The organism is Pseudomonas sp. GW456-E7 (assembly GCF_059424105.1).
Genome location: NZ_JBWKZB010000026.1, coordinates 52,721 through 67,782, shown reverse-complemented (window position 1 = coordinate 67,782; position 15,062 = coordinate 52,721). Strand labels below are relative to the sequence as shown.

The following is a 15,062-nucleotide window of genomic DNA, read 5'->3' as shown; positions in this document are numbered from 1 at the left end:
TGGTACGCCCCCAAGAGCATCACAACGACAAACGTGGAAGCCGGTATCACCAACAACCACATGCCTTGCCGAGCACTCTCAGGACGTACCCCCAGCCACTCAGGAAAACGCCAAACCATAATCTCCAGGAACACACCCGTCAGCAACAACACACCGATCAGTACAACCAGCCCTACAGAGCGTCGAAACTGCATTCAATATTCCTTCGTCAAAAGCGGTGGCACGGGTACCAAGACTGTGCTCCAGAGCCCCGCTTCGCGGCAGCTGCCACCACTGAAAATGAATTGCGGCCCAGTGCCGCGGGCAATGGCCTGCGTCGCGGCAGCGATCGGCAGCCAAGATGACGCAACACCCGGATGCCCCAACAACGAGTCCAGATTGCAAAATCCTTGGGTGTTGGGCATCGGCATCCGTATATGCGCCAGTACTGTGGTGATTGCCTCTTCGTGTTGCGCACCAACACCGGAGCGCCAAGCATGTACGATGGGTTCGCCGTCCAGAGGAGCCCAAATCAGTGCCTGATGCGCAGCCTGCAACAATGCCTCAGTCGTCGGCTCGCGCTGCGCTTCGGGGCGGTGGAGGTAAGCCAGCGCCGGCACGGCGTTTTGCGTCAGCCGATTACCCAGCAATAAGCCGACTGCCGCTTCTGCCCGACCTTCAGGGTTTTGCGGCGCAAACTGCACTGCCACAACCAGCAACAGAGCCTGATCAGCAATTCGGTGATCGAGCCAATGATCCAAGGCCTCTAAGCCATCGCCTTCTACAGGCACTGTCGACTGTCGGATACCGGACTCGCTCCACGCCTGTCGCCACACGCGATGTAATAGGTGCTCCGGTAGAGCGCTATCGACCTCCAACAACAATGCCAAGGGCGTATCGTCAGGCACTTGAGCCAAGGTTTTCCCCAGGTCGGCCAGCACCTGCACCATTACCTGCAACAGCACCTGTTCTGGAGCTTCATGGGTGCCGTAAGGAAGACGGCTATGGCGTAGCAGTGTGCTATCTAGCCAGGACGATTGGGTCTTTAGTGCCTTAGTCCCGCTCAGCAACGCATCCAGTTGCCTGCTCTGCTCTTGCCCCGGCTCTCGCAAGGCGGTGTGCAAGCTCACACTCAATACCTGCTGCGAGCGTCGCCCACGTCGAAGCTTGCGAGTCAAATCCTCCACGCGGGATTCATCCCAACCATCCGCAGCGCGTTGTTGACTGATATATAGCAACGCACGCCCGAAACTGAGCATGCTCCAGATCAAAAGCGGCACGCCTAACGCCAAAGCCCAGAAATCCATAGGGCGCTGACGCAGTGCTGGAGTGGAGAACACCAAGGTTGCGCCTGCACACGCCAGCAACAACAGCGTCAACAAGCCTAGCCAAAGCCAGATACGAGGAGGCGCAGGTCGTGACGCCATGGCAGGGACTTGATCCAGCCTGACCGCCATGATTAGCCCGCGCTCGCAACAGGCAACGATGAAATCAACGCACAACTACACGCGCAGCGATGTCCGTTGAACGCGATCGGCACGCCATTTTCATGAAACGTCGGATGCCCTTCGGCGATGACCGTCCTACCGTGACCTGGAATCGGACAGAGCACTGGGTCTCCCTCGCGAGCCACACCGATACCGCCGAATTGCATGGAAGTGGAGCCCGATAGAACGGTTCCGCCTCCAGTCGTTTTGTCACCAATACGGATGATGCCCTTCATGTCTTATTCCTTTCGCAAAAGCGAACCCGGTAGCTACTTTTTCTGGTTTTCTTTACTTAATACTTCCTGCCGTAAAAAAACACCGTCCCGCAATACATAATTAGTTGAACTTAATGGTTGCCCAGCAGCGCCCACATTATCAAACCACTCAATGGAAAAACCCTGTGCATTCCATTGTACTGAAGAAAAATCTGTATCTTGTGCTGCTTCTCCTGAATTCTGGCTTGCCAATGAAATAGAGCGCAGACAACTACTCACCAAAACCCTTTCTCGGGCGCCCAGCGTTGTGCCCGTCACTTTATATACATAAAGCCAAACTTCGTTACCGGTGCCGCAAAGCCCTGTAGGGTTATTAGGATTGGAGTGCAGCACCTGAAACAGAGAGACATACCGCTCACTTTCAATTTTGTGCTTGCCGCCGTCATAAAAAACACCCTCAACATCGGGAGATAGCTTTAAGTCGTAGTAACTTCCGTCGGCCATTCCAATATGCGCCAGACCATCATTATTGCTGACCCATGATAATGCAACATCGGAAAAAACATTACCTACCAACATGAAACCCAACAAAACAAAAGCCAAAGCCCGACTTAACTTACTGCCCAAGAACATGATCTGCATAGCACACTCCACTATATTTCCACGGGTGGTCATTTGACTGTCCGTCCTTGCCTTGTGAATAGGTGTCTTTATCTCGCTCACGCAATTCAGCCTCGGTCTTGCCTTGGTTGCTTTCTTTATCTGTCGACCATCCGATATTTCCGGTATTGGAATCACACAGGATGTTATTTTTCCTGACCCATGTGCCTAATGCCGTATCCCATGTGTGATACGAACCGCCATTCCAACGACTGAAAACCTCATGCCGAAGTTGATTATCCGTATAACTCCTGCCAGCCTGACCAAGGTATTTCTTGGCGATGCGCACTTTGTCCCTATAGACTGATGATCCTGCTTGAATATTAGCCTTCCAGTTCCAGGCTTGCTCATAAGTTGGCGCAGGGTTGGTCATTTGCGTAACCCCGTAGCCTTTATCGAAAGCAACTATTGGTTGACCGTCGAAATCTATGAAGTGCTTACAATTAGTCTCTTGCTCCAACAACTTCTCGAACCCGGCCATGTCATCGAGGGAGGTAACATAGGTTGCAATGCTCTCTGAAGTTGGATTTTTTCCTTTTATCGTGACAGTTCTTGTGAGCGTTTTTCCGTTCACATTTACTTTAACGGTCAGTGTTCCACCCAACACCTGCCCGGAGAATTCCGCGGTCCACTTGCTGTCGCGACTGACAAACGCACCCGACGCCGAAAACGTTTGAAGTGCATTCCCACTTCTGGCGCGCTCACGCAAACCACTGACTTTGGCGCTCCATTCGATCGTCCAAGACCACTTGTAATCGCCGGCAGCTTGCGTGCGAAACTCGAAGTCAATAATTGGCAGCATCGCATCTTGAGTAATATTGAAAACAGCATTTTCTGCTGGCGATACCCAAGTCGCAGTGTTTTGTGCAGAAACAACCTTAACCACTGTGCTATCCGAATTATTGGTATTTCCTGCATGTTTAACTTGTTGCATGGTATCGCCTCCTTTTAGAGATCCAAGACCGGTTATTTTTGGCGTCGAAACAAGAGAACTGGAGGTGTTTGAACTACTTATCACCAAGTGCCATAAGGAATGCCGTGCTCGTCGATATAAGCCTTGTTCTCCGGTTCGATGTGTACGTACTCACCGTTGCTCTTGCCTCTATAAGGCCCTAGCGGCTCGATCTCGGCCTGAAAACGCCCGACTTCCTTAAAACCAAGACACGGCCCACCTACCCAGACCTTAACAATGCCGCCAGGGGCCATACCTAAGGTGATTGCGAAGCGATAGTCGTCTACCCATTCTTTTGAACCTTTGCAGAACACCCGCTCCGGTTTGACCATCTCATCCCGTACCCACTGCGGGATCGGAATCCGAATCTTGTAGGTTTGCGGCTCCACCAGCGATTGCCAGCGCAGGAAGATTCGTTCCGGCAGGTCGACGTTGTTCACCGGCTTCATTGCACCTCCCCCTTTATGCCAACCTTCCGGCTTGCGGGTGTAACCAGCTACACCACCGGAGACGTGAAAAAAGGGCAGCTTTCGCTGATCGAGCACGTCCACCGTCTCCACCCAGACTTCCATGAAACGTGGCGCGGCAAGGCCGATGTACCAGCTGCTGTAAGGCAGCTTGGGCGGCGGATAGGGCTTGGGGCCGCTGGCACAGGCGCACAGGCTGAACAAGAAGCCGACGACCAAGGTCAGGCGCGTCATTGTGGGTAGCCCTTTTGTGGCCGGTTTTGATAAACGTTACGAACGAGATTGTCGGTGGGCTTGTTGATCATCAAACCCTTGCTCGGTAACCAATGCGCGGACTGATGGATGTAACGACCGCGCAGAAGTAGCTCCTGGTCATAATCGAGCCTGACCTCGGTGCCACCTAGTGCCTGATCCAGAATATGCGGGGCAATAGATTGCAAGTCCGTCGGTAGCGCCAGATCCGGTCGTCCATCGATTTTTTTAAACGGCACACCATGGCGCACACCCAACTCCCGCATGAGCCGCAAGGCGATTAGCGCCAATTCGCCCCGCACCGGCCGGTCCAGCTCGATGGTTAACAAGTAGTCCTCCCCCTTGGGCTCCAGGTTACCGCGCGCCGCTCGGGCGATTGGCCAGGCCTTGACTGCAAGACTGCCTTCACCGGCCAGGCCGCTGGCGCGCATAGCCAGCATCTGTGCGTGGGCTTGTGCCCACTCGGGTTGCGCCTCCACCGGGCGATAGGCCGGCACGGTGAAGCGGCGCGGCTGGGTTAACCAAACCCGCTCGCGGGAGCGGGGCAAATAGCCGCCGCCAATGTTCGAATGCACACCGGGCAAACTGATTTGCTGGTGACCGTCGAGCACGCTGTTGAGGGCAAAATTTTGACGACGTTCGTCGCGGGCCTGCAACTGGACAACCTGGCGCGCGCAGCCGGGTGGCAGGTACAGGTTGACGCCCGGATTGTTGTTGTTGCCCACGCTGATGTCGCCACGGTGGATGGCACCGATGGCGGCGACGGTGTCGAACAGGCCGATGAAATTGAGGCTGACATCCATCGTTGGATCGAAACCGGGAGTCAGGCCAAAGCGACCAGCCTGTAGGAGCTCACTGAATAGCCCACAGCCAGGTTTAAGCAATTCGTTTGCACAATGCCGTGCTGCGGCAGCCCCGCGACTGAAGCCGAAAATGTCGAATTCGATACGTCGAACTGGGATGCCTAGATTCGTTTCCTGGAAGAAGTTCAACTGATTTTTTATCAAGTTGGGCGCCTGCTCAACTCGCGCCACCACCCCGGTTTCGCCTAGTCCCAGACCTTGGCCAACAACGACCGCATCCTTACCACCACTGCTAGTTCCAATACCCTCCAGATAGACCTTTACATAGCCAACCTCAGCTCCGGGAGGAAGTCCCTCAGTGGCATGATCGGGATACAGTTCCCACAGATACACCACATTGCTCGCCGCATTCCCGTAACTATTATCCGGCGTGCTACCAAAGTAACTGCCATCAAACTCCTTGAATCCGTAACTGTTGCACTGTTCTATGATGCTTGTCAGTTCACCCTGGTCAAACAAGGCGAGGTCTTCGCGCCGGCATTGTTCGGTCGCCGCAGCATTGGCCTGGTTGTTACCAGTGCCATCGAAAAATAGCCCTAGGCGCAGGGTGATGCCTTCGAGCTCTTCCTCCTCTTCCTCTTCTTCCATGTCGTAGCTCAACGACAATTCTTCGGGCTTGGCGGTGTAGACGCGCTCGGTGAAGCCCTGGCTGTCAGTTGTCCCTTTCCAGACCTTGCCCGAGGCGGCCGTGATCTTGTAGGGCACGCTGGCCCAGGGCTGTTCGCCATCGTTGACGAATATTCGAAATTGCTCGTGGAACTCAAGCGGTGGGTCGATGACCCCTGGCAATGGCATTATTCGTGCGGCCTGCGTAGCTTTGTTCTGCAAGTATTCGAAATGCGCCGATTTGATGTGGTAGTCGCCCGCCGTGCCCGATTCGATGCTGCAGGGGTCGAGGGTGATGTAGCTACCGCCGGCGTTGAGGGTGATTTTTTTCTTTGCCGTGATACGGATTTCGTCTTCGCTGCTGGTGATGTTCAGCCCGTGGCGGGCCATCAGTTCCAGCTTGTCGTTCTGCGCCTGCATGCTCACCGGCCCCTGATTGGCGATCAGATTGATGCCCAGTTTGCGCACGAACACGCTCAGGCCCTGACCCACGCCCACAAACAGGCGCTTGACCACGCTGATGTCGGCCTCGGCCCCCGCGTTAATCATCAGGTTGTCCTGCGCCGCCAACTGCAAGTGCTGGCCGCTGGTCAGGGCGATGCCCTGGGGAGCGCTGAGCAGCAGCACGGACGACTTGAGCTGCTCTATATCCTGACGAAGCAGATTCAGTTGCGCCGCAACGTCGGCGGGTTCGGCGTTAGCGGCCTGGGCATCGACGGAGAGCTTTTGCAGTTGTTCACCGGCCTGCTGCAATCGAGCTACGGCCGTATCCATGCCGAGCACCGGCCCTTGCGCCGAGGGCTGCCCGTCAGCACTGATGAATAAACCCTTACCGCCGCGAATACTCCCCCATTCATCCGTACGCAGCTCAAACCCTTCCCCACGTTTTTTGCGCTCGGCGTCCACCAAATGCCCAAGGTTCAGCTGACTCTTACCGCCATAGTCCGTACTGAGCTTTATGTGCTCCTGCCCCCGCGTGTCATCCATGCGCAATTTGTTATTGGCCGGCGTGCGCAGCACGTTGCGTTTGTAGTTGCGCAAGGTCACGTGATCAACGTGCTGGCTGTCGTGCAACGCATGGGCAATATAGGGACGGTCCGGGTCGCCCTGCTCAAAGGCGATGGCCACTTCGGTGCCAGGGATCAGTGGTAGGTGCAGGCCATGGGTGTCGCCGGCGTAAGGTCGGGCCAGGCGTAGCCACAAGCTTTCTTCGCCGGGCTTCCAGCTGTCACGGTCGAACAGGAAGTTAACTTTGTAGCGCCCTTCGATATCGATATGGCCGTAGGGGTCGTGTTCCTGCGGACTGGTGACACGGGCCGGGATGGTGCCGGCGATTTGTGGTTTGTTCTGCAGCGCAGGCCTGAAGCACACGGTTTCCGAGTACGGAATGGCCTCAAAGCTGACTTCAAAACTGCGATCGCGAGCAGCGCGGGTGGTCAGGTGGGTAATCACCGCGCCAGGGGCAAAGGCTTGCGGGGCTCCGCCGGAGATTTTCAGGACCTGACCGGGTGCCAGGGTCGCGCTGCTGCTAATCCCGCTGAGCTGGGTCTGACCATTGAGATAACGTTCGTGGCGCAGGCGCGCATAGAAAAAACCGCTTTCGCTTTGCAGGTCTTCGTCATGGGCGTAAGGGTCGCCCAAGGCCGTGTAAGGTTCGGCGTAGTGATAGGCCTCGCCGTAGGTAGTACTCGCGACACGGCTTTGATCGATGTCGCCGTTCAGTTGAGCGTTGGCGACGCGGTGATAGTAGGCGCGGATGTTGACGTGCTGCTCCACCACTTGATGGCTGGATTGCAGGGTCCACACACCATCCTGCCCGCTGCTGCCCAGCCCGGATTGCGGGCGGTAAGGCAGCTCGATGTCAAACTGGTAGTGACGTTGGTCATCGTGAAACTCCACCACGTCAATGTTCAGGCGTTCGTCACGGGTAAAGCGGTACCAGATGCCAACGCCGGCCAGCAGGCGCGAGATGAAAGCCAGGTCGCTTTCGCCGTACTGCATGACCTGTTCGCGCTTGGGGTATTCGCGCTCCAGGCTGAAGAGAAAATCCTGGCCTTCAAAACCGTGGCGGTTGCGCAGGATACTTTCGACGATCTCGGGCACCGATTGGTGTTGGTAGATACGATACTGTTGGCCCCGACCGAGCAGAGCCAGGCGCGGTTCCAAGGTGATTTCGTAACGGGCTTCATCAATGGAGCCGGACAGGCGTTTGAAACCGGTGACTACGCCGTGCAGCGTGCGCAATGGCTTAACCTTGGGTGCATTCAGGCCCAGAAAGGGTACGTTGTGCGGCGCACCGTGCAGACTGAAACTGGCGTCCTGGCCGAGCATTTTCCCGGCGTCGATATCACCGTCAAGGCAAGTAAATTCCACGCGGTAGTTGAACGGCTGGCTCAGGCCCTCTGTGCCCTGGAAGGCCAGGACGTCAAGCCGTGCATCAACGTTGCGAACACTGAGTTTATGCCGGCTGTGGTCGAAAAAGGTACGCAGTTCATTGAGCATGATCAGGCCTCCATGGCGTTGGGCAACGTCGTGTCTTGGGCATCGGTGAAGTGCAGGACGATGCCGTCCTCATCGCTGTAGCCCAGGGTCACAGCGGAGGTTTTCTGCCGGGCGGCCTGACGTTGCAGCAGTTGCTGACTGAGCACTGGCAGGATCTGCTGGTTGAGCAAGCTGTCGATGTTGCGCGCCCCGGTGTCAGGCAGCAGGCAAGCGGCCACCAGCGCCTCGTTTAGGGCGGCTTCGATCTGGCAATTGAGCCCGTAATGACGTTGCAAACGCTTGGCAACCTGGGCCAGCTTGAGCGCGACAATGCGCGTCAGGGCATCAGCTTGCAGCGGCCGGTAGATCAGGGTCTGGAAACGCGCCAGCAAGGCCGGCTGGAAGTGTTCGCGCAGGATCGGACGCAGCAACTCGTGCAGGGTGCTGTCCGGCGCATCAGGGAACTCTTGCAGGCAGGATTGCAGTTCATCACTGCCGAGGTTGGAGGTCATGAGAATAACGGTGTTGCGAAAGTCAATTTCCCGCCCTTCGCCATCGCGCATGCAGCCACGGTCGAATACCTGGTAGAACAGGTTGAGGACGTCGGGGTGCGCCTTCTCTACTTCGTCGAGCAGTACCACGCTGTAGGGACGTTGGCGCACCGCTTCGGTAAGCACACCGCCCTGGCCATAACCGACGTAACCAGGTGGCGAGCCTTTGAGCTGGCTGACTGTGTGGGCTTCCTGGTACTCCGAGAGGTTGATGGTAATGAGGGATTTTTCGCCACCGAAAAGCCTGTCGGCCAAGGCCAGCGCGGTTTCGGTCTTGCCGACACCGCTGGTGCCCACCAGCAGGAATACGCCCAGCGGCGCCTTGTCATCCGTCAGGCCGGTCTTGGCTGCGCGCAGGCGTTGGGCCAAAGCACCGAGGACGTGATCCTGACCGATCACCTGTTCACCCAGTTGTTGTTCCAGCTCCAGCAGGTTGGCTTGTTCATCCTTGAGCAAACTGCCCAAGGGCACGCCGGTCCAGTCGGCAATCACTTCGGCCACGCTGCGTGCGTCGACGTCGAGGGACAACAATGGCTGGCTGCCCTGTATGTCGCTCAGTTGTTGTTGCAGGTACAGGCAGGCATCCACCTGTGGCGGCTCTGCCTGGCGGGCGTCCAACAATTGCTGGGTGAGCTCGAGTTCATGCCGGTACTGCTTCTCAAGTTCAGCTTGTTGATGGTGCAGATCGGCTTGTTGCGCGGCAATGATCGCCAGACGCTCGACGGCAGGGCCACCACTCAGTTGCTGGTCTTCCACCAGGGCTTGTCGCTCCAGTTCCAGAGCCGTCTGCCGGGCCTTGAGGCGGACCAACAGCTGCGGCTCGCAGTCGAGACACATACGTACCCGTGCGCTGGCAGTGTCCAGCAGATCGACGGCTTTATCCGGCAGTTGGCGGCCTGTCAGGTAGCGCCGCGACAGATTGACCGCCGCCTGTACTGCCGCGTCCTGAATGTGCACGCCATGGTGACTGGCGTAGCGCGCTTTGAGGCCGCGCAGCATCAGACTGGCATTGGCGTCGTCCGGCTCGTCGACCTTGACCATCTGGAAGCGTCGTTCCAGGGCGGCATCGCGCTCGAAATACTGTTTGTATTCGCTCCAGGTCGTGGCGGCGATAGTGCGTAACTCGCCGCGCGCCAGGGCAGGCTTGAGCAGGTTTGCCGCATCAGCGCCGCCAGCCTGGTTGCCGGCACCGATCAGGGTGTGGGCTTCATCAATGAACAACAGCACCGGATGCAGCGATTGCTGCACGGCGTCGATAACGTTTTTCAGGCGTTGTTCGAACTCACCTTTTACCCCGGCGCCGGCTTGTAGCAGACCGAGATCGAGCGTGCGTACGCTGACTTGTTTAAGGCTGTCCGGGACATTGCCCTCGGCGATGCGTAAGGCAAGACCTTCGACCAGAGCAGTCTTGCCCACCCCAGGTTCGCCCACCAGGATCGGGTTGTTCTTGCGCCGGCGACTGAGGATATCGATGACCTGACGGATCTCATCGTCACGCCCGAACACCGGGTCGATCTGTCCAACTCGTGCCTTGGCGGTAACGTCCAGGGTGAATCGGTCCAAGACGGCCTGCAGGGCCTCGGACGTAACGGTGCCTGATGTGACTGGCATCTCGGTGCGTTCCAGTGCAGCTTCCTGCTGAATCCGAGGGCGCTCTTCGGAGTGTTGGTCGAGCAGTACAAACAGGCGCTCTAACTGGGTGTTACTGATACTGAGCAGCGGCCAAGCAGCTTCACAGTCGAGCAGGCCAGGAGTCTCCAACAGCGCACCGAGTAAATGTGCCGAACGCAACGTGTCATTGCTGCCGTCGAGGGATGCCTGTAACCAAGCGTTCTTGATCAGTTGTTGCAGCTTGCCGCACAGCTGCGGCTTGGCCTGTACACTGCGTGGCAGGGTGTCGAGGTGATCAAGAAGGCCACGCCAGATCGCGTCCATATCCCATTCGTACCGACGGGCGATGAGGGACAGGTCCCCCTCGCCCTGCTCCAGCAACTTGAGCAGCCAATGTTCAATGCTGATCACCCCATGGGCGCGGCTCTGGCACAAGGATGCCGCCGCACTCAGTGCCTGGGCGCAATAGGGGTTGAGGCGGCGGAGCAAACGGGTGGAGTTCTGGGCCATCGGGTACATCCCTGTTCTGGATTCTTGGCGTATCGTCAAAGAAACATGCAGTTCGATGTGTTTGGCTGAGCGCCCGCGAACGGACGCTCAACCCAGCACACCGAGAACCAACAGGCGGCAAGCCACCTGCCAGTCCTCTCGCTTCAGGCGCTTTGGCGTTCGTTCCAGGAATCAGAGTGAATGATGTTGCCGTCCTTATAGGTCCAGGTAATCTTCTCGTAGCGCAGTTCAACCTGTTCCAGGTGGTTGTGTTTTTCCTTGTTCGGGTCTTTGACGTCGTGCATTTTTGGCGCGACTTTTACGACCTTGACGTTTTCCAGTTTGGTGTTGAAGTACTCGACCTCCTGACCGGCGTCATCGATTCGGTACCACTTGAACTCGGCAGTCTTGAGGGTCTGACCGGTGGTCACTGCTTTGTACAGGTACGGGCTGGAGGCATCGATTTCCTTGGAAAACAGGAACGGGGTGTGCACCCGGGTGCCGGTCAGCTTGCCGGTGTTGTTGTCGGTAGGGATGTACAGGCTGTGGTCCTGGGCGATCACCTCGATGCTGCCTTCGCGCTTTTGTACGTCCACAGACCCTTTGATCTCAGCACCGCCGTCATCTTGTAGCCACAGGTAAACGGGAATAGCCATGTGAAGCTCCTTTTCTCAAAATATAAATGCCGCGGGATGCGACAGGGGGTGTGTGCCCAGTGCCGCAGCGGGTAGCAAGCACGCTCCCACCTCCGGCACCAGACGGATATCGACGCGCCTATTGGCGGCTCGCCCAGCCTCGGTGTCATTACTGGCCACCGGCTGTTTCGCGCCAAAGCCCTGGACGGCGAAGCAGCTGTCGGGGATGTCGCCCATGCGTTGCATCCAGTCGCGTACCGAAGCAGCCCGGGCTCGGGACAGCTCAAGGTTTTGCTCAGGGCTGCCGGTGAGATCGGTATGTCCGGTGATGACGATCAACCAGCCCGGCTGTGCCTTGATGGTGGCCAGCGCACCGATAAGCACTTTGGTCGAGCCTGGTTTGAGTTCGGCGCTTCCCGTGCCGAACAACGACAGGCTGTCGAGTCGCACCGGGTCGGGGATCTTCGTCATGATGAGTGCCTCGGGCGGTTGCGTATGGCTGGCGATGGTCGCCAGCAGCGGCAGCCGCAATAACTCCCCGCGATACAGGCCCAGGCCTAGTGCCAGTGGTTCGCCCTGCCGGTAGTAGCCGTCAAGGCGCCCGGCGTCCTCGCGCAACACGGCTACAGCGTTCTCGCGCATGAGGAATTGAGGTTGGTCACGATGTTCGACCGAGGGAATGGAGGTATAGCGTCGCAGGTCATCACTGACCTGGCGCAACAGCAGGTTGTTCTGCCAGGCTGAGCTGGCCAGGGCCACGACGCCGGCCACTGCGAACAGCCACACCGCTACGGCAATCGCCCACAGGACCGGGCGGCGTCGAGTGTGGAGCGGCAACAGGCTCAGCAAGGGGTCGGGAAACGGCAAGGCGGAACTGGGTACCGACAACGGTTGCCCGGCGCCCATCAATCCCACTTTGTCACGTAGCCATTGCTGCCACAGATTGCCGGAGACCCGCTGGGGCAGCACCGGCACCAGGGTAATGACACATGCCAGTGGATGGTAGGCATCACGAGGCTCGAAATACGGGAGTAGTGTTTCCTTCAGCCAGGTCGCAGCGCTGCTGACCTGAACGCTACTGCACAAACGTGCGGCGTAGGTTGCACCGTTGGCGGCTTGCCGCTGCCAGTCAGTGAGACTGACGCAGGCGCCGGCTTCGCGTACGAGAGGGTTAGGTTGGCCGGTGTCCCAACTGAACCAGGCCCCTTCGCCTTTTGCGGCTTGCAGATAGCTCATCAGCATCAGCGGTAGTGCGATACCACGCTTGCGTACCAGCGCGAGCTGATGACAAAAGGCGCGCAACCGACCGGCCAGTTCAGCTGAGTCGGTGTGTTCGCCCGGGCTGACGACGAACATCACGCTGAGTTGTCCACCCCAATCCGGGCGCTGAGCCTGTAGGCCCATGGTCACCGAGAGGAGTTGATCCAAGGCGGGTACGCGCACGTAACAGCCCTGTGAAGTGGTGCGCAGGGCCAATTGCTCAGCGGGCACCGCGCCGAACAGGCCAGTCAGACCATCACCACAGACCAACACCACCGACTGACGGTAGGCAGACGGCGGCAGGGATGTACCACCGGCCAGCACCAGCCACTGACTCTGCCGTGCAAAACGGTGCCCTGCCCGAATCCAAGCCCAAGCGAGCACGATCACGACGACCAAGGCCGTCACGATACGGGTCCAGACGGCGAACGGTATGACCATCAACAGCGTCAGTACCAGCACACCGGCCCACAAGCAGAGGCCACGTGTCAGCTTGAGCGTCATCACACCCCTCACGCCTGCTCAGGAACAAGCGTGGCGATCAGACCGCCCAGCCAGTGATCCAAACCCCACCAGGCACCGACCAGCAGCAAGCCCGCGATGAGGATATGAACCAGGGGCGAACGCAGCCCGCGCAGTGGGTTCATTCGCCGGTCAATGCCTTGTGTCATGACCACCTGATTGAGTCCCAGGGGAGCGACCCGAGCATTCAGGGCGGCCAACACTTGCTCACGCTCGGGGTCATTCACGTCGCGGTAGCGGCCTTGAAAACCGAGCATCAGCACCCGCTGGAATGCTGTCAGTACCAGCACATCAGGCGCGGGTTGGCGAAGTGCTTCGCGTATATCTTCATACAGAAACTCACCAGCCTGATGGCTGCTGAAAAATCTGGCCTGCAAGGGCTGGCTTGCCCAGTCGGCATGGGCATCGCCCTTAGCGCAGTTGAGCGCGGTCTCATCCAGCAAGGCACACTGGGCATGACTGATCAGCTCAATACTGCGGGCGTTTACGTCAGCCTCCTTGAGGCGCTGTTGAACCTGCTCGACCAACTGCTCACAACGTTTCCACAGGTCTGGGCTGTCTTGTACCGAAGCGCCCTGACGCAGCTCGACGACCAGCAGGTAGCTGTCTTGCAACAACGCATCGAGATCCTGCGCAGTAACGGTATTTTTTTGGGGGGCGATCAGATTCATGCGCGCAGTACCGCAAACAGATCAAGTTTGATGTCGAGCAACGTGCTCGGCACGTAGAAGGCGCAGGTCCCTTCGGCCAGCATGGCTTGCCCCTTGGCATGCCCCAGATCGAGGGCGAAGTACTGGTTCTCAAGGCGCAGCGGAATGGCCGCCGGCACATGACTGAGCGGCTGCAACGGAACGCCATCGAGCGCGGCGTTGACCAGATGATCAACCTCGTCCGGCGTCCCCACCTTACACAGGCGTGGGAACTGGTTTTGCAACTGCGCCGCCGGCATGCGGCAACGTACCGACAGATAAAAATCGGCACCATCACGCTCACGCAGGCGTGCATCGTTGAGCGTGACTTGCCAGCGGTTGGCCCCCACCTCGTCCAGCTCCAGGGCGATAACCCGTGACGGCAGGCTGGCTTCGAGCAACGTGGAAATGGTGCGCATCAAGGGTGGGAACACGCTTTCCAAGTGTTCATGCCGGTAGACCGGAATCTTGTCGATATCGTGTTCCAGCGAAAAGGTCAGCAGGCTGCCGGCCAGCTTGATCAACTCCAGGTATACCTGCTCGGGGTGCCGTGCCGGGTGTGCCTTGAGGTCGGCCAATACTGGCTGATAGGTGTTCAATGCGTTGAGCAGCCAGAACAACGACACATCGGCCACGGCAAAATCGGCCATGCGCTGGTTGCTTTCGCGGCGCATCCCCATCAGCCGTTGCCGCTTGGCGGACAACTGGGTCAACAGGTTGTCCAACTGGGTCAGCAGCCCTGGATGGGCGGCGAAGCTGAGCAACGGCGGCACATAGTCCGGATCAAGATGCCAGGCACCCTGTCCGTCGCGCACCAGGCGTGCGACCGGGCAGGTCAGGTAATCGGCGTTCTCGTCACTCTCCAGGCGCAGGGTCAGGGCGTACTCCAGCACCCCCATCGACTGCACTTCGTCGGCGTAGATATCCTGCACTTGCCGCCAATCCTGGTGATAGCGCGTTGGCCGGTCGGCCCTCGCACCTTCGAACACACAGTTGTTGCCATTGGCATGTTCCAGCGGTAACGCCAGTAACAACGTCGCGTCCTGGGCGTCATCGGGCAGCAGGCGGGTCAACTCCAGCGCGGGCGGCAGACGATCCACGTGATCGGTATCGACCAAGGTACCATCGGGCAGGCGTGCGCGTACTTGAGTGGCCTTTAGCTTGCCTAGGCGCAGGGCTTGCAGGTCAAACGCCACCCCCAAAACACCCCAGGGGTGTACCAGCGACAGATGTGCCAGACTCTCATTAGCCCACGCCTCCCAGCGCGCCTGCTGCTGGAATTGCTGCGGGGACAGCAATGCCCCCGCAGCCCAAAGGGGACGGTCGATCTTCATGCCATCATT

Annotated in this window: 11 protein-coding genes; all 11 read right to left on the bottom strand. The window is 58.2% G+C overall.

The annotated features are described in order from the left end of the window. Positions 1–194: 194 nt before the first annotated feature. The 11 genes from AC07YV_RS17665 to tssK all read right to left on the bottom strand — a co-directional run bounded on the left by AC07YV_RS17665 (position 195) and on the right by tssK (position 15,053). Positions 195–1,436, bottom strand: a complete 1,242-nt coding sequence (locus tag AC07YV_RS17665) for a KPHS_23130 family T6SS system protein (RefSeq protein ID WP_102702325.1) — start codon at positions 1,434–1,436, stop codon at positions 195–197. Positions 1,437–1,438: 2 nt separating this feature from the next. Further along, positions 1,439–1,702 (bottom strand): PAAR domain-containing protein, encoded by a 264-nt coding sequence (locus AC07YV_RS17660; protein ID WP_102702326.1) that lies wholly within the window; start codon positions 1,700–1,702, stop codon positions 1,439–1,441. A gap of 33 nt (positions 1,703–1,735) precedes the next feature. Continuing rightward, entirely contained in the window at positions 1,736–2,323 is a 588-nt protein-coding gene (locus tag AC07YV_RS17655) for a hypothetical protein (RefSeq protein WP_146025421.1), read from the bottom strand. After that, the gene (locus AC07YV_RS17650) at positions 2,298–3,275 is read right to left on the bottom strand and encodes a hypothetical protein (protein WP_102702327.1); all 978 of its coding nucleotides are present in this window, start codon (positions 3,273–3,275) and stop codon (positions 2,298–2,300) included. The genes AC07YV_RS17655 and AC07YV_RS17650 overlap by 26 nt, the downstream gene beginning before the upstream one ends. Before the next feature lie 80 nt (positions 3,276–3,355). Next, entirely contained in the window at positions 3,356–3,994 is a 639-nt protein-coding gene (locus AC07YV_RS17645; RefSeq protein ID WP_494990330.1) for a DUF2931 family protein, read from the bottom strand. Beyond that, the gene (gene vgrG, locus AC07YV_RS17640) at positions 3,991–7,983 is read right to left on the bottom strand and encodes a type VI secretion system tip protein VgrG (RefSeq protein ID WP_102701286.1); all 3,993 of its coding nucleotides are present in this window, start codon (positions 7,981–7,983) and stop codon (positions 3,991–3,993) included. Before vgrG ends, AC07YV_RS17645 begins: the two co-directional genes overlap by 4 nt. Before the next feature lie 2 nt (positions 7,984–7,985). Continuing rightward, positions 7,986–10,634, bottom strand: coding sequence for a type VI secretion system ATPase TssH (tssH, locus tag AC07YV_RS17635; protein WP_102701287.1), 2,649 nt, complete (start codon positions 10,632–10,634; stop codon positions 7,986–7,988). A gap of 143 nt (positions 10,635–10,777) precedes the next feature. Beyond that, positions 10,778–11,269 carry an Hcp family type VI secretion system effector gene (locus tag AC07YV_RS17630; protein WP_102701288.1) on the bottom strand — a complete coding sequence of 164 codons (492 nt, stop codon included), beginning with the start codon at positions 11,267–11,269 and terminating at the stop codon, positions 10,778–10,780. A gap of 15 nt (positions 11,270–11,284) precedes the next feature. Beyond that, entirely contained in the window at positions 11,285–13,012 is a 1,728-nt protein-coding gene (locus tag AC07YV_RS17625) for an OmpA family protein (protein WP_173900839.1), read from the bottom strand. A gap of 8 nt (positions 13,013–13,020) precedes the next feature. Beyond that, positions 13,021–13,701 (bottom strand): type VI secretion system protein TssL, short form, encoded by a 681-nt coding sequence (tssL, locus tag AC07YV_RS17620; RefSeq protein ID WP_102701290.1) that lies wholly within the window; start codon positions 13,699–13,701, stop codon positions 13,021–13,023. Then, a complete protein-coding gene (gene tssK / locus AC07YV_RS17615) occupies positions 13,698–15,053 on the bottom strand; it encodes a type VI secretion system baseplate subunit TssK (protein WP_102701291.1) in 1,356 nt (451 codons plus the stop codon). The genes tssL and tssK overlap by 4 nt, the downstream gene beginning before the upstream one ends. Positions 15,054–15,062: the final 9 nt, after the last annotated feature.

What these genes read in the sequence shown, in the direction of transcription:
- tssL (WP_102701290.1), bottom strand. Translation starts at nt 13,701, where the DNA reads ATGAATCTGATCGCCCCCCAAAAAAATACCGTTACTGCGCAGGATCTC.
- AC07YV_RS17660 (WP_102702326.1), bottom strand. Translation starts at nt 1,702, where the DNA reads ATGAAGGGCATCATCCGTATTGGTGACAAAACGACTGGAGGCGGAACC.
- AC07YV_RS17650 (WP_102702327.1), bottom strand. Translation starts at nt 3,275, where the DNA reads ATGCAACAAGTTAAACATGCAGGAAATACCAATAATTCGGATAGCACA.
- AC07YV_RS17665 (WP_102702325.1), bottom strand. Translation starts at nt 1,436, where the DNA reads ATGGCGGTCAGGCTGGATCAAGTCCCTGCCATGGCGTCACGACCTGCG.
- AC07YV_RS17630 (WP_102701288.1), bottom strand. Translation starts at nt 11,269, where the DNA reads ATGGCTATTCCCGTTTACCTGTGGCTACAAGATGACGGCGGTGCTGAG.
- AC07YV_RS17655 (WP_146025421.1), bottom strand. Translation starts at nt 2,323, where the DNA reads ATGCAGATCATGTTCTTGGGCAGTAAGTTAAGTCGGGCTTTGGCTTTT.
- vgrG (WP_102701286.1), bottom strand. Translation starts at nt 7,983, where the DNA reads ATGCTCAATGAACTGCGTACCTTTTTCGACCACAGCCGGCATAAACTC.
- AC07YV_RS17625 (WP_173900839.1), bottom strand. Translation starts at nt 13,012, where the DNA reads ATGACGCTCAAGCTGACACGTGGCCTCTGCTTGTGGGCCGGTGTGCTG.
- tssK (WP_102701291.1), bottom strand. Translation starts at nt 15,053, where the DNA reads ATGAAGATCGACCGTCCCCTTTGGGCTGCGGGGGCATTGCTGTCCCCG.
- tssH (WP_102701287.1), bottom strand. Translation starts at nt 10,634, where the DNA reads ATGGCCCAGAACTCCACCCGTTTGCTCCGCCGCCTCAACCCCTATTGC.
- AC07YV_RS17645 (WP_494990330.1), bottom strand. Translation starts at nt 3,994, where the DNA reads ATGACGCGCCTGACCTTGGTCGTCGGCTTCTTGTTCAGCCTGTGCGCC.